This is a genomic window from Amycolatopsis magusensis (genome assembly GCF_017875555.1).
Lineage (GTDB): Bacteria > Actinomycetota > Actinomycetes > Mycobacteriales > Pseudonocardiaceae > Amycolatopsis > Amycolatopsis magusensis.
In genome coordinates this window covers 7,863,626-7,884,266 of record NZ_JAGGMS010000001.1, presented here as the reverse complement: position 1 = coordinate 7,884,266, position 20,641 = coordinate 7,863,626, and the positions used below count along the sequence as shown (strand labels likewise).

The following is a 20,641-nucleotide window of genomic DNA, read 5'->3' as shown; positions in this document are numbered from 1 at the left end:
AACTGCCGGTCCAGTTGTAAACCTGGGCTTTCGTCCCCGAACTCTGATTGTTGTGCCAGGACGAGGTCCGGTCGTGGAAGTCGTAGTCGCTCAGGTCCTGGATCCCGCCGCATTACTTCTCGCAGTCCCCGGTGGTCGGCGGTGGTGCGGTTTCCGTCAAACCCCCGTCACCTTGACGGGGAATTTCTCGATGGTGGCGATCGTGGTGTTCAGGTCGTCCGAAAGGACCAGGTCGATCGGGTTCTGCAGTTGCATGAGGTCGCCGTCGGGCGGGAACTTGGCCGGGGTCCCGGTGAGCTTCATCGGCTCCTTGGTGACCAGTACCAGCGGCTGGTCGATCCGATTTCCCGGCTGGTCGATGGTCACCTTGAGATTCAGCACCATGGCTTGTTCGTACTTCGGCGGGAGCGTGCTGGTCAGCTTCAGCACGCTCTGGGGATTCGCGTCGTCGCCGTTGTGCTCGATGGTGACCGTGCCGCCGTTCGGCAGGTCGGCGGTCAGCCGGTGGCTGACCGCTTTCAACTTCACCGAGTTCGTCGGGTCGTCCGGATTGGTTTCTATTCGTACCGTGGACTCGCCGTCGAAGTTCGTCTCGACCTGCTCGCCCTTGATGGTCAGCTGCGCTTTCTCGACGACAATCCCGGCTTTGACTTCGGTGCCGACCGTCGGCAGTGCGCCCTGCCGGGTGGCTTGGGCGGGCGACTCGGTGAGCAGGCTGCCGGCCACCAATCCGACGACGCCGAGTGCCGCCACGGTGGCGCTTTTCAGGAACTTCCGGCGCCCGTTGGCGAAATTCTGCTGTGCTGTGTTCATCGTATTCCTCCACTGCGGAGTTTTATGGACGCTTCCGAAAATAACGGTGGTAATGACGGAATCAGAAGTGTTCGCGGGCAGGTCCACTCGCCGGTGCGAACGGCTGACTCGTTCGTGCTCGGGGTCGTGCCGTGCTGTGGTGTGTGACCCAGGCCTCATGCGGTTCTGTCAGCGATCGGGGCACCGTTTCGCTCAAGTCGGCGAGAGCGAGCGAACCGACAGGAGCAACCCATGAAGCACCGCATCGTTGTCCTCGGCGCCGGCTATGCCGGGGCCTACGTGGCCGGGAACCTGGCCCGCCGGCTGTCCCCGGCGGACACCGAAATCACCGTGGTGAACGCCGAGCCGGACTTCGTCGAGCGGATGCGGCTGCACGAGCTCGCGGCCGGCCGCGAAATCCAGGCTCCGAAGCTTGAAGACGCCTTCGCCGGCACGGGGATACGGCTACGCGTGGCCCGGGTCACCGCCGTGGATTCCGAGCGCCGGGTCGTGACCGTGGCCGATGCCGACAGTGGCGGCGAGCTCGGCTACGACACGCTCGTCCACGCGCTCGGCAGCCACGTCGCCGACCACGGCGTCCTCGGCGTGGCAGAGCACGCTTTCGACGTCACCGGTCGTCCGGCGGCGCTGCGCCTGCGCGCGCGCCTGGACAGTTTGGACAGTCTGGGCAGGCAGGGCGAAGGCGGGCGAGTGGCGGTCGTCGGCGACGGGCTGACCGGCATCGAGTCCGCCGCCGAGATCGCCGAAGCCCGGCCCGGCCTGTCGGTGACGCTGATCGCGCGCGGCGAGCTGGGCGCCCGGCTCTCCGCCGGAGCCCGCGGCCACCTGCGCCGGGCCTACGGCAGGCTGGGTGTCACCGTCGTGGAGCACACCAGTGTCGACGCCGTGGAAGCGACGCGGGTGCGGTGCGCCGACGGCACCGTCCTGGCCTCGGACGCGACCGTGTGGACGGCCGGGTTCGCGGTCCACCCCATCGCCGCCGCGAGCGGGCTGGAGGTCACCGGGAACGGCCTGATCGTGGTCGATCGCACGATGCGGTCGGTGTCGCACCCGCACGTCTATGCCGCCGGCGACAGCGTCCACGCCATCGGCGACCACGGCCGGCCGCTGCCGATGTCCTGTGGTTCGGCGGGCCACACCGGCCGGCAGGTCATCGAGGCGATCGTGGGACGCCTGACCGGCTGCGAGATCGCGACCACCAAGCTGGCCTACTCGGGCAACCACATCACCCTCGGGCGACGAGACGGGATCCTGCAGCCGGTCGACGAAGAGGCGCGAGCGAAACCGGAGTACGTGGGCGGCCGGAAGGCGGCGCGGGTCAAGGAGGGCATCAACAAGATCGCGCTGTGGACCATCTCGCACCCGACCTTCGGGCTGCCTCGGCGCAAGCACCGCCTAGCTGTACCCGGCCGGGAGGTTGGTAGCGGCGGGGTGATCTTGACGTGGGGAGAGCCTCCGGATGGGGTGTGGTGTGTCTAGGACCACGCTCGACCGGAGGCTCTCATGTCCCACCGTAATGCCCGGACCACGTTTCGGGGCAGGCAGCTCATCGTCGCGCGGTATCAGGCGGGGTGGCCGCAAGCGCATATTGCCGCGGCGATGGGGATCTCCCGTAAATGTGTGAAGACGTGGCTGGACCGGCACGCCGCCGAGGGAGACTCCGGGCTGCGCGACCGGTCCTCGCGGCCGCATTCCTCACCCCGGCGCACCAGTGCCGACCTCGAGCGCCGGATCGTCGAGGCACGCCGGCGGGAGCGCCGCGGACCGGACTGGATCGGGACACACCTGGGGGTGCCGGCCCGCACGGTGTCGCGGGTGCTGGCCCGCCACCAGGTGCCGCCCTTGTCGGCGCTGGACCCGCTCACCGGCCACGTGATCCGGGCCAGCAAAACCACCGCGATCCGCTACGAACGCGCCCGGCCCGGTGAGCTGGTGCACATGGACGTCAAGAAGATCGGCCGCATCCCCGACGGCGGCGGCTGGCGCGCCCACGGCCGTCACGCCACTACCCGGGACCGCCACACCACCATCGGATTCGACTACGTCCACTCCCTGGTCGACGACCACTCCCGGCTGGCCTACTCCGAGGCCCTGCCCGACGAGAAAGGCCCCACCTGCGCCGCCTTCCTCGCCCGGGCGATCGGCTACTTCACCGGCCACGGCATCACCCGCATCGAACGGCTGATGACCGACAACGCCTGGGCCTACCGCTGGTCACTGCGCGAAATCTGCACCCGCCACGGCATCACCCAGAAATTCATCCGACCGCACTGCCCCTGGCAAAACGGCAAAGTCGAACGCTTCAACCGCACCCTGCAAACCGAATGGGCCTACCGCCAGATCTTCACCAGCAACACCGAACGCACCACCGCCCTTGCACCCTGGCTCGAGCACTACAACACTCAACGACGCCACAGCGCACTCGGCGGCCACCCACCCACCAGCCGACTGCCACCAACCTGATGGCCGAGTACACCTAGCGGCCTAGGTTGGCCCGCGTGGACGCCGCCGCCACCGACCGCTTCGAGGCCAGCCGAGACCGGCTGGCCTCGCTGGCGTATCGGCTGCTGGGCTCCGCCGCCGAAGCCGAAGACGCCGTGCAGGACGCGTTCCTGCGCTGGCAGGGCGCCGACCGGCAGCGGATCGAGGTGCCGGAAGCGTGGCTGACCAAGGTCGTCACCAACCTGTGCCTCGACCGGCTCCGCTCGGCACCAGCCCGCCGTGAACGCAGTGCCGGTGTCTGGCTGCCCGAACCGCTCCTCGACGGCGACCCGATGCTCGGCCCGGCCGACACCGCCGAGCAGCGCGAATCGGTCTCCCTGGCCGTGCTGCTGCTCATGGAGCGCCTCTCACCCCCGGAGCGGGCCGTCTACCTCCTGCGTGAAGCGTTCTCCCACAGCCACGCCGAAATCGCCGAAATCCTCGACATCACCGAGTCCGCGAGCCAGCAGCACGTCCACCGCGCCCGGCGCCGCATCACCACCACCCGCCGCGGCGGCGAAGCCGACCCGGCAGCCGCCCGCGGGATCGTCGAGGAATTTCTCGCCGCCGCCTCCTCGGGCCGTACCGAACGGCTGGTGGCGCTGCTCACCGGCGACGCGACCGCGATCTCCGACGGTGCCGGCCTGACCGGGACGCTGCTGCGGTACGACACGCCGCAGCGCATCGCCGCCGTCACGCGGGCCGGCTTCACGACCACCGCCGCGAAACGACGATTCGGCGGTGGCACGCCCGCCCTCCACCACGCGGTCGTCAACGGCGGCCCCGCCGTCCTCTTCGTGCTCGGCGACCAGGTCGTCGGCATGGTGGCGTTCGGCATCGCGGGCGGGAAGATCGCCACCGTGCACGGCATTGCCATCCCCACCCGCCTCACCCGCCTCGCCGAAGCCTGGCGGCGGCACCCGCGCTGAGAGCCGCCGGTCCGTGCTGCGGAGTGACCTGCCCCACACGCTGTCAGAACATTCGCTCACGCGGTGTCTTGTGGTCGACCGTCCGAAAAGCGAGGAGACACCATGGGCAGGAACACCGAGGTGGTCGTGATCGGCGGTGGGTACGCCGGGGTGATGGCGGCCAACCGCCTCACCCAGCGTCACGACGTGACCGTGGCCCTGATCAATCCGCGCCCCACCTTCGTCCATCGGATCCGCCTGCACCAACTGGCGGCCGGGTCCGGCGACGCGGTCGTCGACTACCGAGCTGTCCTGGCCGGCGGCGTCGAGCTGGTCGTCGACACCGCGACCCGGATCGAGGTGGCCGAGCGCGCCGTGGTGCTGGCGTCGGGGGACTCGGCCGGTTATGACCACCTGATCTACGCGGTCGGCAGTGGCAGCGCGGGGCCGGGAGTGCCCGGCGAGGCGGAGTTCGCCTACCCGATCGCCACTCTCGAGGAGGTGCAGCGGCTGCGGCCGGTCCTGGACGCCGCGCCCGCGACGGCCGCGGTGACGGTGGTCGGTGCCGGGATGCTCGGCATCGAGGTCGCCGCCGAGCTGGCGGAGGCGGGTCGCACCGTGACGCTGGTGTGTGGCGGGGTGCTCGGCCCGTACCTGCACCCTCGGGTCCGGCGCTCGGTCGCCAAGCGGCTGGCCGGGCTCGGGGTGAGGGTGCTCGACGGCCCCGACGCGAAGGTGACGGCTGTGGCGCGTGACGCCGTACGGCTCGCTGGCGGCCGCGAGTTGCCGAGCGCGGTGACCATCTGGACCGCCGGGTTCGGGGTGCCGGATCTGGCCGCGCGCAGCGGGTTGAGCACCGACGCCGCCGGTCGCCTGCTCACCGACGAGACGTTGACCAGCGTGGACGACGAGCGCATCGTCGCGGCCGGGGATTCGGCGGCGCCGTCGGGCCTGCCGCTGCGGATGAGTTGCCAGGCCGCGAACCCGCTGGGCGCGCACGCCGCTGACACGGTGCTGGCCCGGATCGCCGGTGACCGGCCCGCGTCCGTCGAGGTGGGGTTCTTCGGCCTGTGCGTCAGCCTGGGGCAGCGGGTCGCCACCGTGCAGCTGGCCGCCAAGGACGACACCGCGAACAGGTTCTTCCTCGGTGGCCGCCTCGGCGGGAAGGTCAAGGAGAGCAGCTACACGGGCCTGCTCGAACATCTGGCCCACGAAGCGCGCACGCCCGGTCGGTACTCCTGGAAGTTCAAGGACGCCAAGCGTTCGCAGCGGCTGAAGACCCAGCGCGGCGAGACGCTGACTCCCCGCTGAACCGGCAGCACGCGCCGATGGCCCGGTCCAGTCGTTCGTGAGCGAACGCTTTCAGTGGAATTTCAGTGGAAGAGGAAGTCGTGGACCCAACGCGTGACGGAGAGCAGCCGGCTGTGGGCGACCACCTCACGGCCCGGTCGACCGAGGTGTTCGTCGCCCACCGCAACCTGCTGTTCACCGTCGCCTACGAGATGCTCGGCTCGGCGGCCGACGCCGAGGACGTCCTCCAGGAGACCTGGCTGCGGTGGGTCAAGGTCGACCTGGGGCAGGTGCGCGACCAGCGCGCCTACCTGGTCCGGAGCACCACCCGGCAAGCGCTCAACCGGCTGCGCACGATGACGCGCCGCAAGGAGACCTACGTCGGTTCGTGGCTGCCGGAGCCGCTGCTGACCGCGCCGGACGTGGCGGAGGACGTGGAGCTGGCCGAGAGCGTGTCCATGGCGCTGATGCTCGTCCTGGAGACGCTGACGCCGACCGAGCGTGCCGTGTTCGTGCTGCGCGAGGCCTTCGGCATCGGCTACGACGAGATCGCGGCCGCCGTCGACAAAACCCCCGCGGCCGTCCACCAGATCGCCCATCGCGCCCGCCGGCACGTCGAAGCCCGCCAGCCGCGGTACGCGGTCACCCAGAGCCAGACCCGGGCGGCGCTGGAGGCGTTCCAGCGGGCGCTGGAAACCCGGGACCTGCAGGGTCTTCTCGACGTGCTCGCCCCCGAGGTCGTCGCCATCAGCGACGGCGGCGGTATCAGGCAGGCCTCCCCGCGGCCGATCACCGGCGCGGACAAGGTGGCCCGCTTCATCGTCGGCGGCCTCACCAAGACCGAGGCCACGCTCACCGTCGGCCAGGCCGTGGTCAACGGCGGCCCGGCTCTCGTTCTCCGCGTGGACGGCGAGCTCGACGGTGTCATCGCGGTCCGCGTCGAGGACGCCCGCATCACCGGTCTCTACTACGTCCGCAACCCGGAGAAGCTGACCCGGGTCGACGCCGAAACCCCGCTCACCCTGCGATGACACCGGTCGCCGCGTGACCACAGACGTGCTGTTCGAGGAGTAGACATGCGCACCCGAGCTCCGCTGGCCGCCGACCCATCACCGTCGCACTGGACGGCGGTGGCCAGGGCGGTCGTCCTGCTCACGGCGGCCATCAGCGTGCTGCTCATCGCCTTCGCCTGGCCGTCGGTGCGCTCGTCGGTACACGATGTGCCGATCGCCGTCGCCGGGCCGGCCACCGCGGTCGGGCAGATCGGCGCCGCGCTGGACCAACGCCTGCCGGGCGGCTTCGAGATCACCGAGGTCGCCGACACCGCCGCCGCCGAACAGCTGATCCGTGACCGGCAGGTGTACGGGGCGATCGACGTCAGCTCCGGCAGCCCCCGGATCATCACCGCCTCCGCCGCCGGCGCGGCGGTCGCCCAGACCCTGCAGGGCATCGCGGCCGGGCTCGGCCAGGCGACGGGCACCAGCCCGACGGTCGCCGTCCGCGACCTGGTCGCCCTGCCTGCCGACGACCCACGCGGCGCCGGTCTGGCCGCCGGAGCCCTGCCTCTGGTCATGGGCGGCCTGCTCGCCGGGCTGCTGCTGACCAGACTCGTCCGCGGCACCGCGCGCCAGGTCATCGGAGCGCTCGCCTTCGCGAGCACCAGCGGCCTGGCCGTGGCAGCGATCCTGCAGTTCTGGTTCGGCTCGCTGGGCGGCTCCTACCCGGCCAACAGCGGCGCCATCGCGCTGACCATCGCCGCCACCTCCGTGAGCATCCTCGGACTGGCTTCACTGCTCGGGTACGTCGGTTTCGGCCTCGGCGCCGTCACCATGATGCTCATCGGCAACCCCCTCTCCGGCACCGCGACCGCACCCGAGATGCTGCCCGGCTGGTCCGGCGAACTCGGCAGGCTGCTTCCACCCGGGGCGGGTGGCCAACTGCTGCGGTCCACCGCGTTCTTCGACGGCCACGGCGCCACCCACCCGGTCGTCGTCCTGATCACCTGGCTCACGGCCGGGGTGGTGCTCTGCCTGGCCGGTGGCCTGCGCGCCCGGCGCGGCGGGAGTGTCCCCAGCATCGACCACACCCGCACCGACGGCCTCTAGCGAGGGCCTCGGTCTGGCCGTCGTCCACGCGATGGCAACTCGTCAACTCAGGCGCGTCAGGAGCCGGTCGGTGGCACCGGCGACATGATCCACTTCGTCGGCTCGATGGTCACCGGAAGCCTGCTGCCACCCGCCCAGCACCGGCAGCTGTGGACCACGGTCTCCACCGAGGGCAGCTACTGGATGCCGTACGCGCGGTACGGCCTCGGCATGTTCGAGTTCGACAAGCAGGCCACCGGCGGCCGGACGCTGCGGGGCGTCGGCGGCAGCCTCTGGGGAACCTGGTTCCTCGCGGTCGGCACCCCCGACGAGATGTGTCGGCGCGGTATGCCCGTTGCGGGTGTACCACCGGGACCGGCGGTACACCCCACGTTCTCAGCGTTGCAGTTGCCGGGCGACGTCGCGGTGCTGTGCTTCGTGCAACTGGTTTTCGAGGGAAACGATGCGGCACGCCGCGTCGACGGCGGTGCCCTGGTCGACCAGTTCCCGCACCCGCGCGGCGATGCGCAACTGGTGCCGGGAATAGCGGCGATGCCCGCCGGCGGAGCGCTGGGGCTCGATCAGGCCGGCGCCATCCAGGCTGCGCAGGAAATTCTGGCTGGTACCGAGCAGGTCCGCGGCCCGGCCCATGGTGTACGCCGGGTAGTGCTCGTCATCGAACCTGCCGACCCCGACCGGGCCGGATTGAGCTGGGATCATTCCACCTCCACATCACGAAGAACCCCGGGCGCCGTTACGGCACCCGGGGTTCCAGGGGTCGAGAGTTCACCATTGTCCACCGGCCAGACGGCCGGAGAATTACACCCGCGGAGCCCAGCCGTGAGGCTGGTTGTGCGGGGATCGCTGATTCGTAACCGAGAACCACCTGCCAATCCGATGGGACTGCGGTACCCGCGCGGCCCGGAAGTGCAGCCGCGGCGGGCGATCCAATGATGCGCCCTTTCCCTTCTTTCCTGCGATTTCTCCTACCGTGCACTGCTGCGATCACCACCGGCCGGAACCCCTTACCGAGATCGGCCCCAGCACGCGTGGTGCCGCTGGCCCGGTGCGCCGGAGCCGCGAATCCTGCTCGGCTCCGGCGCACCCGGCCGTCTTCACCGCATACTGCGAACTGCGGTATTGCCATCACTGCACTTCCACGGGCGCGGTTGCTCCGCCCGCGTCTTGCACTACTCCACCGGGACCATTGCTTCCGTCTTCGCCACGTGGTCCCGGGTGCTGCCCCGGTCACCGTCGAAACCCGCTCGTTGCCTTGGGTCTCGCGCCGCGTGACCGTCCTGTCTCATATCGCGGGTAGTTACGTCCTCTCCCGCGCCACTTGACGTTGTCTCATTCCGTACGAGCAGAACTCTACACACACCCAGCGACGAATGTCTACTCCGGTCGCCATAGATTTCCTCCGTGGCCGGAGTGTGGCTGTCTCACCTGGCGAAGGTGCAGGTCAGCCGGGGACGGCTGATGAAGGACCACTCGGAGGTGCGAACCCGTGCCGCTGGAGACCCGGCCGGCCCGGTCCCGCGACCTGCGATGGAACGATGGGCTTCACCGACCGCCGCCCACGGCGACGACGGCGTGCACGGCCGGTCTTCCGGTCATCACCACGCTCATCACGGTCACCGTCGGCAACGGTCACGCGGCCGCCGCGGGCCAGGACGACGGCGGCGGCATCCTCAGCTTCGGCCAGGCCACCGACTCGTCCGGCGAGAACCACCGGCCGGACCCGCTCGACGATCACTACTGTCCGGACTCATGACCACGATCACGACGCGTACGGTCGAGTACCCGGCCGACGGTTTGACGATGACCGGGCACCTCGCGCTCCCGGCCGGTGTCGGCCGCCGGCCCGCGGTGCTGCTCGGACCGGAGGGCATGGGGCTCGGCGACGTCGAGCGCCGCAGGGCCGATGCTCTCGCCGAGCTGGGATATGTGGCGCTGGCCTTCGACCTTCACGGTGGACGCTATTTGGGCGACCCCGAGGAGATGCTGGCCCGTTGCCTGCCGCTGCTCGCCGACCCCGACCGGATGCGAGGCATCGGCCACGCGGCGCTCGACGTGGTGTGCACCGAATCGCGGACCGACCCCGACCGGATAGCCGCTGTCGGCTACGGCACCGGGGGCGCCATCGCGCTGGAACTCGGGCGCGATGGCGTCAACCTGCGGGCGATCGGGACAGTCAACGCGACTACCACGGGCCGGCCGGGTGAGGCGGCGCGCATCCGCTGCCCGGTGTGGGCCGGGGTCGGCTCGGAAGACCCGATCATGGCGCCCGCGCAACGGAACGCGTTCACCGCTGAGATGCAGGCTGCGGGCGTCGACTGGCGCCTCGTGGTCTACGGCGGCGCCCTGCACGCCTTTCACCACCCGCCGGTCGACCACCCCACGGTCCCCGGCGTCGGCCACCACCCACAGCACGCGCGGCGAGCCTGGCGCGACGTCGTCGACCTGCTCGCCGAGTGCCTGCCCGTGACGGCCGCGGTCGACGCCGGTCGCGGTGCTTGACAGGATCACTCCCACGGTTTATCCATTGGAAAAGACTGAGGCGAGAGGGGTCACGTGTGAGTACCGATGTGGTCGTGATCGGGGCAGGGGTGATCGGTTCGTCGATCGCCCTCGAGCTCGCGCGGGCGGGGCACGGGGTGACCGTGCTCGATCGGGCCCCGGGGGCCGGACAGGGGTCGACCTCGGCATCGAGTGCGATCGTGCGGTTCAACTTCTCCACCACCGCCGGGGTGGCGACGGCCTGGGAGGCGCATTTCGGCTGGCTCGACTGGGCAGGCCACCTCGGGCACGATGTCGGCGACCTCGCGATGTTCCGCAAGAGTGGGCTGGTCACGCTGGATGTGGATGCGGCTCCGCGTACGTCGTGGCTGCCGTTGTTCGATGAGATCGGCGTGCCCTACGAGGAATGGGACAGCGCGACATTGGCCGAGCGTGTTCCAGGTATCGACGCCGGCCGCTATTGGCCGCCGAAGCGGCTCGACGACGAGGAATTCTGGGAGGACGCGAAACACTCGCTCGGCGGCGTGTACACCCCGGATGCCGGTTATATCTCGGATCCGAGCCTCGCCGCGGTCAACCTCGCCTCCGCGGCTGCGGCGTGCGGGGCGCAGTTCCGCTTTCGCAGCACGGTGACAGCGGTGGAGGAATCCGGCGGGCGTGTGACGTCGGTGCGGCTGGCGGACGGCACCCGGATTCCCTGTGCCGTCGTGGTCAACGCGGCCGGTCCGTGGTCGGGCGCGGTGAATCGCTTGGCCGGCGTGGGTGCCGACTTCACGGTCGGTGTGCGCCCGATGCGGCAGGAAGTAGCGCACGTACCCGTCCAGGACGGCTATGACGGGCCTGTGGTGGCGGACCTGGATCTGGGCACCTATTTCCGCGGGGAGGTAGGAGGGGACCTGCTCGTCGGCGGAACCGAACCGGAGTGTGATCCGATGCAGTGGACCGACGACCCGGACGCCGTCGACATCCACCCGACGGCCGCGGTCTTCGAGGCCCAGGTGACGCGGGCCGCGCGGCGGTTGCCCGACCTGGCGGTGCCCAACCGGGCGCGCGGCGTGGTGGGCGTTTACGACGTCGCCGACGACTGGACGCCGATCTACGACCGCACCGAACTCGTCGGCTTCTACCTCGCGATCGGAACGAGCGGCAACCAGTTCAAGAACGCGCCGGTCGTGGGGCAGCTGATGACGGAGCTGATCAACCAGGTGGAGAACGGCGTCGACCACGACGCGTCGCCCGTGCGGTTCCGGGCCCCGCGCACCGGCCTGGAGATCGACCTGGGCGCGTTCTCCCGCAAGCGCGACCGGAACACCGCGAACTCGGGCACGGTGATGGGCTGAGCCGGAACTCCGCGCTGGGGACGCACCCGGTGCCTCCGGAACGAGGCACCGGGTGCGTCGCAGGGGTCACCGCACGTTCGCGCAGTGGTGGTGCGGCAGCGGGCCACCGGTTGCCAGACTTCCCGGCGGAGTCGTAGCGCCGAGGCCGTCGGTCAGCAGACGTCCAGCCACCAGATCGGCCCGGTGAACCCGGTGATGTCACCGTTGCGGAGCCACCCCCAGCTGTTCAGCGAGGGCACCCAGGCGTAGGTCTGCCAGCCCCAGATCCCGTCGTGCTGGCACTGCGCGTAGATCAGCTCCTCGGCGGTCGAACCGATCGACGAGGGACCGCCGTACTCGCTGAACACGATGTTCTGGCGACCGACCGCGATATAGCCCGGCTGCGGCGCCGCCTGCACCGTCGTTGCCACGGTGGTCGCGGGTTCGGCAGCGGCCGAGGCGCCGGTGGCGCCCAGCGCGCTCGCGAACGCGATGCCGCCGGTCAGTGCGGCGGTGATGAGGTACTTCCGGAAAACGTGCATTCTTCCTCCCGTTTTCGTGCACGTCTTGTCCCCGGTCGGGAACAAAGGGTTACGAGCCGACGTAAAGGGCGTACCAGCGGCCGGTGGCCGGGTCGTAGTATTCCTGGCAGTAGTAGTAGGTGCCGCTGCCATGGGTTATGTGCCACAGGCCGGCTGAATGGCAGACGGCCAGGTCCCTGGTGCTGCCCATGTAGGCCACGGCGGCTTCGGCGACCTGCTCCTGCGCGGCGGTCGGCCCGGCGGTCGCGGCCAGTGCGACGCCGGAGGTGCCGATCAGTGCGAGGCCTGCGGTGAATGCGACGAAGGCAAGACGACTTCTGAGGTTTTTCATGGTCTCCCCGTTTTTGTTCCGGTTCCGGTAACAGGATGGCCTGTGCCCGGACATCGAGGAAACGAGGTTCTCGCTGGAAGGCGGGTGCTGGCCACCCACAGTGAGTCCCACACTTCGGTAAAGTGTGGGGTTACCATGAAGTGTGGGAGTTCTGGGGGAATCGTTCGGCGCCCTGCTGCGGAGGCTGCGGGAGCGCGCGTTCCTGACCCAGGAGCAACTGGCCCAGCGAGCCGGTGTGAGCGCCAAAGCGATCAGCGCGCTGGAACGCGAGGAACGCCGATATCCTTACCCCCACACGGTTCTTGCCCTGGCGAACGCGCTCGGACTGAGTGACGGCGAGCGTGCGTGCCTGGAGGCGTGCGTCCCGCGCCGAGTCCGGAGTCGCACGAAATCCAGCGACCCCGAGCGCGGTACGCACGCACCCGGGAAGCCGGCACGGATCGTTCCGGGGCAGCTGCCATCACCCGTCCGTGCTTTCACTGGGCGGGTAGCGGAACTGACCGCACTGGACGCGGTATTCGACTCAATGGACGGACCCGGTTCGACAACGGCACCGGCCGGCCGGGCGGTGGTCATTTCGGCGATCAGCGGCACCGCCGGGGTGGGCAAGACCACGTTGGCCGTGATGTGGGCACACCACGTGCGCGCCAAATTCCCCGACGGGCAGTTGTACGTCAACCTGCGCGGCTACGATCCCGGTCCGCCGGCAACGCCCGGTGAAGTGCTGGACGGTTTCCTTCGCGCGCTGGACGTGCCGGCCGCGAACATCCCGCCGTCCCTCGATGACCGCGCGGCGTTGTTCCGTTCCGTGGTGACCGGCCGGGGCCTGCTCATCGTGCTGGACAACGCCAACAGCGTGGCACAGATACGGCCGTTGCTGCCCGGTTCGTCGTCCTGCATGGTCGTGGTCACCAGCCGCGACAAACTCACCGGTCTCGCGGTGAGCGTCGGGATGCACCGGATCTCCATCGACCGGCTGCCGGAGGCGGATGCCGTGGCCTTGCTGCGCACCATTGTCGGCCCGGATCGGGCGGACGCGGAGCCGGCGGCGGTGGCGCACCTGGCCCGGTTGTGCGATCGGCTGCCGCTCGCGATCCAGATCGCCGCCCAGCGCGCGGTCACCCGTCCCCACCTCGCTCTCGGCGAGCTGGCCGCCGAACTGGCCGACGCCGACCGGCGACTCGAAGTGTTCAGCCTCAGCGCCGACCAGTTCACCGCGATCCGCCCGGTGCTTTCCTGGTCCTACCGGCATCTTCCGGAAGCTCAGGCGCGGCTGCTCCGGCTGCTGGGCCTGCACCCCGGCCCCGACATCGGCACCGACGCCGCTGCTGCCACGGCCGGGCTCGCGCCCGCCGTCGCACGGCAACTCCTCGACGGTCTGGTCGAGGCGCATCTGATCGAAGCCGCCGAGGTGGATCGGGTCCAGTTGCACGACCTGCTCCGGGCCTACGCCCGCGAGTGCGCGGAGGTCACGGACACCGTCGAGGAGCGGCGCGAGGCGCTGCACCGCCTTGTCGGCTGGTACCTCCACGCCACCGCGGCCGCAGACCGGCAACTGCACCCCGGCCGCCAACGGGGAGTGGTGGACGCATCGCCCATCCCCGAGTATCCCGCCGTTTTCGGTGACTTCGACGCGGCGCTCGAGTGGTGCGAGACCGAGCGGGCCAACCTGGTGGCGGTCGCCCGCGTCGCGGCGGAGACCGGGCTGGGTGCCGCGGCGTGGCAGCTCGCCAACAACCTGTGGAGTTTCTTCTACCTGCGCAAGTACTGGACCGACTGGGTCGCGGTGCACGAGACCGGCCTCGCGGCCGCCCGCGAACTGCGCGACCCGAAGGGACAGGCCCGGATGCTCAACGGGCTCGCGACCGCCTACGTGGGCATGCGCCGGTTCGCCGAGAGCCTGGACCACTTCCAGGCTGCCCGCGAATTCTTCCGTGCCGCCGGCGACCGGTGGGGCGAGGGGATGGTCCTGGCGAATCTCGCCGACACCCACCTCGGTCTGTGCCGGTACCCCGATGCCGCCGGCTATGCCCGCCAGGCGGTGGAAGTCATCCGGGAAACCGGAAACCAGTACAGCGAAGGAATCGCCATGGGCAACCTCGGCGAGGCCTACCTCGGCATGGGCGCCCACTACGACGCGCTCTGCCAGTTCCGCCGGGTACTGGAGCTCTGCCGCGCCATCGGCCACCGGCACGGCGAAGCCGTCACCCTGATCCACCTTGGCGAGTCACACCTGGGCCTCGGCGAGTACGAGAAGGCCCTCGACCGCCTTTCCGAAGGCCTGGACCTGGCTCGCCAACTCCGCGACCGGCACAGCGAGGCTCTTGCACTCAGCACCCGCGGCATCGTCTACCACCACACCGGGCAGCCCGATGCCAGCCGGCAGAACTGGCAGGCGGCCCTCGACATCTACGAAGACCTGGGCGATCCCCGAGCCGAGGCTCTTCGCGACCAACTCCGCCAGCCGCGAACCCGGAGCGGCTGAAGGACGACTCGCCCCCGTACTCGTGCTGACGGACGCCGGGATTACGCCATGTGGCGCAACTGGCGCATAGGTACGGTGACAGGCGGATACCGGTTTCGAAACCCCGCGGTCAGTCGTTCCCCGGAGCTTCCGATTCGAATACCGCTCTGCTTACGATCACCGGCGATGGGGGCCGGCTTTCACGGCTGTCGGTGTTTTTCCGTACTGGGGTGACTGGTTGATGACGGCGGTGAACCGCGGTCGCGCTCTGCGCGGCCTGGGCTTGGCAGTGCTCATTCTTCTCAGCAGCGCCACGGCGGTGCGGGCGACACCACCGGCGGGCGGCGCGGACCGGCCGAATCAGCAGGCCCCGCTGGCCGAGACGCCGAAACCGACCAGCCCGGAGGTGCCCGAACCGCCGAAGAAGTCGTGGGTGGTGGATGGCCGGGGTGCCTTCGGTGACGAAATCGAGATCACCGTTCCCGAATTCCGGGAAATCACGCCGAAGTTGTCACTTTCCTACGATTCTTCGAGCGGCAACGGCCCGTTCGGCGTCGGCTGGGATCTCCTCGGGGTGAACCGGATCGAGCGCGCGGGCGCGCACAAGGGCGCGCCTCGCTACGACGCGACGGACATCTTCCTCGTCGACGGGGTCGAACTGGTGCCGTGCGCGGCGGGCAGCGCCGCCCCGAGCTGCACCACCGGGGGCACGCACACCACGAAGACCGAGCGGTATCTGCGGATCGCGCTCGCGGGGGAGGGGGACGCGAGCCGGTGGACGGTGACCAGCAAGGACGGCACCCGCCGCGTGTTCGCGCCGATCGTCTCCGCCGGCACCGCGTCGCCCCCGGTGTTCCGCTGGGGCCTGAACGAGGTCGTCGACACCTCGGGCAACACGGTGACCTACCACTGGGCCGCCGGTCAGCTCGATGCGGTCACCTACAACGGCACCGCGGTCGAGTTCCACCACGAGGCCCGCCCGGACGTGGAGCAGACCGCGACCGGCAACGGCGGCCTGTTCGCCGCGCCGAACCGGGTCAAGACCATCGAGGTGAGCGTCGGCGGGCAGCGCCTGCGCGCCTACCAGCTCGCCTACACCACCAGCGGCGCCACCGCGCGCTCGCTGCTGACCGGCGTGCGGCAGTTCGGCCGCGACGCGGTGCTGGACGCCTCGGGCACCGTCACCGGCGGCACCGCGTTGCCCCCGGTGACCGCGGCCTACCGGCCGGGCGACCCGGTGCCCGCGGCTGGTCACCACGACACCGCGCTGGTCTCGAACACCGAGAGCAAGTACCTGCCGATGGACATCAACGGTGACGGCAAGGGCGACATGCTCGAGGTCTACCCGTACGGCTTCGGCCACCAGCGCCGCAGCTGGGTCTCCGACGGCACCGGGTTCACCTTGGCCGCCACCGAGAACGCCACGCCCTCCAGCACGAATTCAAAGTTCCTGCCCGGTGACGCCAACGCGGACGGCAAAACCGACCTGATCGAGATCTACCCCGACGGCTTCGCCTGGGGCCGTCGCCTGTGGATCTCGAACGGCACGGGCTTCACCCTGGCCTCGAACGGGACGAGCCACGGTCCCCAGAGCGACAACTCGCGCTTCCTCCCGATGGACGTCAACGGTGACGGGAAGACGGACGTGCTGGAGTTGTACTCCTGCGGCTTCTTCCCGGTGCACTACTGCCGCGCCACCTGGCTCTCGGACGGCACCCAGTTCACGTTGGCCTCGCACGAGACGGGCATCCCGTTCAGCGCGGACCGCCAGTTCCAGCCCGCCGACCTCAACGGCGACGGCCGGACCGACCTCGTCGAGATCTACCCGGTGTGGGGTTCCACGGGCGGGCGCCGCATCTGGCTGTCCCATGGCACCGGCTTCACCGCCGGGGCGGTGGACACGGGCATCAACTGGACGGCCCCGAAGGCCGACGGCGCGGGCAGCCGGTACACCGTGATGGACGTCAACGGCGACAGCAAGGCCGACATGGTCGAGCTGCACCCGTTCTTCACCACCTACACCCGCCGGGTGTGGCTGTCCACCGGCTACGGCTACACCCTCGCCTCGACCGACACGGCCATGCCCTCGGCCAACTCCGCCAAGCACCTGCCCGTCGACGTCAACGGGGACGACCGGGTGGACCTGGTCGAGGTGTCGCCGTACGGGCTCTCGTCGCGGCGCCGGATCTGGCTGTCCACCGGCACCGGGTTCACCGCCGGTGCCACCGACACCGCGATGGGCGGCTTCACCTGCTCCGACAAGGGCCACTGCGGCACCGAGTTCGTCGACGCCGACGTGAACGGCGACGGCATCGCCGAAGTGGTGGAGGTCCACGCGATCCCGTTCAGCCTCAACCGCGGCAGGCGGGTCTGGAGCACGGGCGGCGCGGTGCCCGACGTGCTGACCTCGCGGACGAACGAGTGGGGCGGCACCACCGCGGTCGGCTACACCCCGTCCACCGCGTGGCCGAACACCGGCAACCCGCCGATCACGCAGACCGCCACCGCGGTGACCACCGACGACGGCCGCGGCGGCACCGCGACCACCGGCTACAGCTACGCCGGCGGCCGGTACGACCTGCTCGAGCGGCGGTCGCTGGGCTTCCGCTCGCAGAAGGAGACCCAACCCTGCATCGCGGGTGAAACCTCCTGTCCCACCACCGAAACGCACTACCGCCAGGACCTCGCCGCGCTGTTCGAACCCGAGCGCGTCGAACGCCGCGGCGGGGACGGCGCCCTGCTCACCTCCACGGTGCACGAGTACGCCACCACCGAAACGGTGCCGAGGACGGCGGTGCGCACGGCCACCTGGGAGCAGGTCCACTCCGGACCGGCCTGCCCGGGCGCGGACTGCAGGCGCAAGCACACGACCCGGCAGTACAACGCCTACGGAGAGGTCACGCGGGAGGTCGAGCACGGCGACGCCGACGCCCCCGGTGACGAGCGCACGACCGTGACCACGTTCGTGCCCAACACCGCCGCCTACGTCGTCGGCAAGCCCGCTTCGGTGGCGGTCTTCCAGGGAGCCGATGCCACCGGCACCCGGCTCGCCGAGACCCGCACCCACTACGACGGCGCGGCGGCCTGGGACCAGGCCCCGGCCGCCGGGCTGGACACCGCCACCGCCCGCTGGCTCTCCGACACCGGCGCCTTCGTCACGACCGGCAAGGAACGCGACGCCTGGGGCAACGTCACCGCGGAGATCAACGGCGTGGGCGCGCGCAAGAGCACCGCCTTCGACCCGGTCCACCACCGGTTCGCCATCGCCGAGACCAACGCGCTGGGCCAGCGCACCACCAAGGACTGGGACCCGGTGTGCGGGGTCCCGGTCCGCGGCACCGACCTCAACGGGCAGGTCACCACGCTGGCCTACGACAACCTGTGCCGGCTGGTGGAGAAGACCGAGCCGGGCGGCCGGTTCGAACGGCACACCTGGGCCGAGCTCGGCAACGCCGCCACGCAGCACGAGCTGATCGAGCGGCCCGCCGCGGACGGCACGGCCGATCCACTGTGGACCAGGCGGTACCTGGACGGTCACCAGCGGCTCTGGCGCACCGTCGGCAAAGGACCGGACGCGGCCACCGGCGACGTGCACACCGACACCGGCTACACCGCCCGCGGGCAGATCGCGATGACGACCGCGCCGTACTACTGGATCGCGGGGCAACCCCAGCCCGCGACGCACCCGACCACCCACGGCTACGACCCGCTCGACCGCCCGGCCCGCACCACCTTCCCCGACGGCGCGTACCAGAGCAGGACCTACGGGCTGTGGTCGGTGACCAGCACGGACGAACTGGGCCGCGCCCACACCGACCGCTTCGACGCGCAGCGCAGGCGGATCGCCCGCGAGGAGCCCGGCGGCCGGACGGCCGTCTACGCCTACGACGCCCGCGGCAACCTGGAGCGCTCGACCGACGCACTGGGCAACACCATCGCCTACACCACCGATTCGCTCGGCCGCCGGACCCGGATGGCCGACCCCGACTCGGGCACCTGGACCTACGAGTACGACGCCGCCGGCCGCCAGACCGCGCAGACCGACGGCAAGGGCCAGCGCACCACCTACGGCTACGACGCGTTGGACCGCCGGACCGCCAAGACCTCCCGCGCCGGCACCGCCGAGGCGGTCACCGTGACCTGGGCGCACGACGAGCCGCGCGCCGGGTTCTTCAACACCGGCAAGCTGACCACCACCACCGACCCGGCGGGCAGCCGGACCACCGACCACGACGCGCTCGGCCGCGTGGTCCGCACCGTGCGCACCACCGGCGGCACCGCCTACGCCTTCGAGTACGGGTTCGACGCCGGTGACCGTCTACTGTGGACGTCCTATCCGGACGGCGACGCGCAGGGCACCGCGGCGGACCCGCTGCGCTACGACGGGGCCGGGCGGCTGACGTCGATCCCCGGATACGTCACCGCCGCCCGCTACACCGCCGACGGCAAGCTCACCCGGATCGAGAACGCCAACGGCACGGTGACCACCCGGCCGCACGACCCCCGGCGCGGCTGGCTCACCGGCGTCTCCACCGTGTCCGGCCCGGCCACCGTCCAGGACAGCGGGTACACCCGCAACGCCAAGGGCCTGATCACCGGCGTCGGCAGCTCACTGCCCGGGGAGTCGTGGGCCTACGCCTACGACGACGCCGACCAGCTCGTCTCCGCGGCCAATCCGGCGGACCCCGCGCTCGACCAGACACTGGCCTACGACGCGATCGGCAACACCACGGCGAATTCGCGGCTCGGCGGGTACACCGCGGACGCCACCCGGCCGCACGCCGTGGCCACCGCGGGGCCACACGCCTACACCTACGACGCGGCGGGCCTGATGACCTCCGGCGCGGGCCGGACCCTGACCTGGGACGGCGACAACCGGCTCGCTTCGGTCACCAAGGCGGGCGTGACCTCGACCTTCGCCTACGACGCCGAGGGCGAGCGCGTCCAGCAGGTCGACGGCGCGATCACCCGCCACTACCTCGGTGACGACTTCGAGACCACCCCGGGCGGCCCGGCGACCAAGTACATCTCGATCGCCGGCACCCTGGTCGCCCGCGCTGACGGCACCACCCGGCTGTGGGTGCACACCGACCACCTGGGCTCGGTGCAGGCGCTGACCGACGCCGCGGGCGCCGAGGTGCACCGCAAGCGGTACCGGCCGCAGGGCGAGGTGCTCGCCACCACGGGGTCCCTCGGCTACGAGCCACGCGGGTTCGCCGGGCAGCGCCAGGACTCGACCGGCCTGCTCTACCTGCACGCCCGCTACTACGACCCGGAGCTGGGCCGGTTCATCTCGCCCGACTCGATCATCGACGGCGAGGCCACCATCGGGCTCAACCGCTACGCCTACGCCGCGAACAACCCGGTGAACAACCGCGACCTCACCGGGCTGGAGTGCCAGAAGTCCGACTCCGGCAAGGGCGGCGGCGGGGGCGGGGGCAACTGCAAGGACGAGAGCGGGATCGCGGCCTGGATCAAGGCGGCCCAGCGCAAGCTGACCGAAACCAAGTTCGACGCGGTCGTCGAGAACGTCCTGAAGTACACGCTCAAGGTCAGGGTTTCCCCGGTGAGCAACCTCATCGTCTCGGCCGAGAAGGCGTGGCAGGACCAGAGCCAGGCGGTGGACAAGCTCAACGAGGAGTACTCGCGGATCCACCCGATCGACCCGGTCCGCGGTGGCATCTACCGGGTGAGCACCTTCGTCACCTCGTTCGCCTGGAACGCCGCGGACGGCGCCGCGTTCAACATCCCCGGCACGATCAAGTACGCCATGGACTACGGCCAGTGGCGCAACTTCGGCCGGGCGGAGGGCAAACCGGAGCCGAACCTGACCCTGCCGTTCGTCGGCCAGATCACCGGCTGCCGGGACGGCCTGCTCTGCTGAGTCGC

15 protein-coding genes are annotated in these 20,641 nt (G+C 70.4%); 11 read left to right on the top strand and 4 right to left on the bottom strand.

Translation table 11 applies throughout. The features are described from left to right. Window positions 1-156 precede the first annotated feature (156 nt). Window positions 157-900 (bottom strand): hypothetical protein, encoded by a 744-nt coding sequence (locus JOM49_RS35200; protein ID WP_209668454.1) that lies wholly within the window; start codon window positions 898-900, stop codon window positions 157-159. A gap of 144 nt (window positions 901-1,044) precedes the next feature. On the opposite strand from JOM49_RS35200, the gene JOM49_RS35195 reads away from it, so the two are divergent. The 6 genes from JOM49_RS35195 (at window position 1,045) to JOM49_RS35170 (ending at window position 7,597) form a co-directional block, all read left to right on the top strand. After that, entirely contained in the window at window positions 1,045-2,292 is a 1,248-nt protein-coding gene (locus JOM49_RS35195; RefSeq protein ID WP_209668453.1) for an NAD(P)/FAD-dependent oxidoreductase, read from the top strand. A gap of 24 nt (window positions 2,293-2,316) precedes the next feature. Next, window positions 2,317-3,276 carry an IS481 family transposase gene (locus tag JOM49_RS35190; RefSeq protein WP_209668452.1) on the top strand — a complete coding sequence of 320 codons (960 nt, stop codon included), beginning with the start codon at window positions 2,317-2,319 and terminating at the stop codon, window positions 3,274-3,276. Between the two features lie 35 nt (window positions 3,277-3,311). Further along, window positions 3,312-4,223: a sigma-70 family RNA polymerase sigma factor gene (locus JOM49_RS35185; RefSeq protein ID WP_209668451.1), complete on the top strand. Its 912-nt coding sequence runs from the start codon at window positions 3,312-3,314 to the stop codon at window positions 4,221-4,223. A 102-nt stretch (window positions 4,224-4,325) separates the two neighbouring features. Next, window positions 4,326-5,513, top strand: coding sequence for an NAD(P)/FAD-dependent oxidoreductase (locus JOM49_RS35180; RefSeq protein WP_209668450.1), 1,188 nt, complete (start codon window positions 4,326-4,328; stop codon window positions 5,511-5,513). A 113-nt stretch (window positions 5,514-5,626) separates the two neighbouring features. After that, window positions 5,627-6,523 carry an RNA polymerase sigma-70 factor gene (locus JOM49_RS35175; protein WP_209668449.1) on the top strand — a complete coding sequence of 299 codons (897 nt, stop codon included), beginning with the start codon at window positions 5,627-5,629 and terminating at the stop codon, window positions 6,521-6,523. A 45-nt stretch (window positions 6,524-6,568) separates the two neighbouring features. After that, window positions 6,569-7,597, top strand: coding sequence for a hypothetical protein (locus tag JOM49_RS35170; RefSeq protein WP_209668448.1), 1,029 nt, complete (start codon window positions 6,569-6,571; stop codon window positions 7,595-7,597). Window positions 7,598-7,972: 375 nt separating this feature from the next. On the opposite strand, the gene JOM49_RS35165 is transcribed toward JOM49_RS35170, so the two are convergent. Beyond that, complete coding sequence (locus tag JOM49_RS35165; protein WP_209668447.1) at window positions 7,973-8,296, bottom strand: helix-turn-helix domain-containing protein; 324 nt, start codon at window positions 8,294-8,296, stop codon at window positions 7,973-7,975. 787 nt (window positions 8,297-9,083) lie between these two features. Between JOM49_RS35165 and JOM49_RS35160 the strand changes: the two genes are divergently transcribed. The 3 genes from JOM49_RS35160 (at window position 9,084) to JOM49_RS35150 (ending at window position 11,436) form a co-directional block, all read left to right on the top strand. After that, window positions 9,084-9,350 (top strand): hypothetical protein, encoded by a 267-nt coding sequence (locus tag JOM49_RS35160; RefSeq protein WP_209668446.1) that lies wholly within the window; start codon window positions 9,084-9,086, stop codon window positions 9,348-9,350. After that, window positions 9,347-10,096 carry a dienelactone hydrolase family protein gene (locus JOM49_RS35155; protein ID WP_209668445.1) on the top strand — a complete coding sequence of 250 codons (750 nt, stop codon included), beginning with the start codon at window positions 9,347-9,349 and terminating at the stop codon, window positions 10,094-10,096. The genes JOM49_RS35160 and JOM49_RS35155 overlap by 4 nt, the downstream gene beginning before the upstream one ends. Before the next feature lie 74 nt (window positions 10,097-10,170). After that, a complete protein-coding gene (locus JOM49_RS35150; protein WP_308158982.1) occupies window positions 10,171-11,436 on the top strand; it encodes an NAD(P)/FAD-dependent oxidoreductase in 1,266 nt (421 codons plus the stop codon). Window positions 11,437-11,588: 152 nt separating this feature from the next. Here JOM49_RS35150 and JOM49_RS35145 read toward each other — a convergent pair whose 3' ends face one another. Both JOM49_RS35145 and JOM49_RS35140 read right to left on the bottom strand, forming a co-directional pair. After that, window positions 11,589-11,957, bottom strand: coding sequence for a hypothetical protein (locus JOM49_RS35145; protein ID WP_209668444.1), 369 nt, complete (start codon window positions 11,955-11,957; stop codon window positions 11,589-11,591). Between the two features lie 49 nt (window positions 11,958-12,006). Then, entirely contained in the window at window positions 12,007-12,288 is a 282-nt protein-coding gene (locus JOM49_RS35140; RefSeq protein ID WP_209668443.1) for a hypothetical protein, read from the bottom strand. 142 nt (window positions 12,289-12,430) lie between these two features. Here JOM49_RS35140 and JOM49_RS35135 point away from each other — a divergent pair, with 142 nt between their 5' ends. After that, complete coding sequence (locus JOM49_RS35135; RefSeq protein WP_308158981.1) at window positions 12,431-14,773, top strand: ATP-binding protein; 2,343 nt, start codon at window positions 12,431-12,433, stop codon at window positions 14,771-14,773. Window positions 14,774-14,993: 220 nt separating this feature from the next. Then, a complete protein-coding gene (locus JOM49_RS35130) occupies window positions 14,994-20,636 on the top strand; it encodes an RHS repeat-associated core domain-containing protein (protein WP_209668442.1) in 5,643 nt (1,880 codons plus the stop codon). Window positions 20,637-20,641: the final 5 nt, after the last annotated feature.

What these genes read in the sequence shown, in the direction of transcription:
- JOM49_RS35170 (WP_209668448.1), top strand. Translation starts at nt 6,569, where the DNA reads ATGCGCACCCGAGCTCCGCTGGCCGCCGACCCATCACCGTCGCACTGG.
- JOM49_RS35130 (WP_209668442.1), top strand. Translation starts at nt 14,994, where the DNA reads ATGACGGCGGTGAACCGCGGTCGCGCTCTGCGCGGCCTGGGCTTGGCA.
- JOM49_RS35155 (WP_209668445.1), top strand. Translation starts at nt 9,347, where the DNA reads ATGACCACGATCACGACGCGTACGGTCGAGTACCCGGCCGACGGTTTG.
- JOM49_RS35145 (WP_209668444.1), bottom strand. Translation starts at nt 11,957, where the DNA reads ATGCACGTTTTCCGGAAGTACCTCATCACCGCCGCACTGACCGGCGGC.
- JOM49_RS35165 (WP_209668447.1), bottom strand. Translation starts at nt 8,296, where the DNA reads ATGATCCCAGCTCAATCCGGCCCGGTCGGGGTCGGCAGGTTCGATGAC.
- JOM49_RS35195 (WP_209668453.1), top strand. Translation starts at nt 1,045, where the DNA reads ATGAAGCACCGCATCGTTGTCCTCGGCGCCGGCTATGCCGGGGCCTAC.
- JOM49_RS35190 (WP_209668452.1), top strand. Translation starts at nt 2,317, where the DNA reads ATGTCCCACCGTAATGCCCGGACCACGTTTCGGGGCAGGCAGCTCATC.
- JOM49_RS35180 (WP_209668450.1), top strand. Translation starts at nt 4,326, where the DNA reads ATGGGCAGGAACACCGAGGTGGTCGTGATCGGCGGTGGGTACGCCGGG.
- JOM49_RS35140 (WP_209668443.1), bottom strand. Translation starts at nt 12,288, where the DNA reads ATGAAAAACCTCAGAAGTCGTCTTGCCTTCGTCGCATTCACCGCAGGC.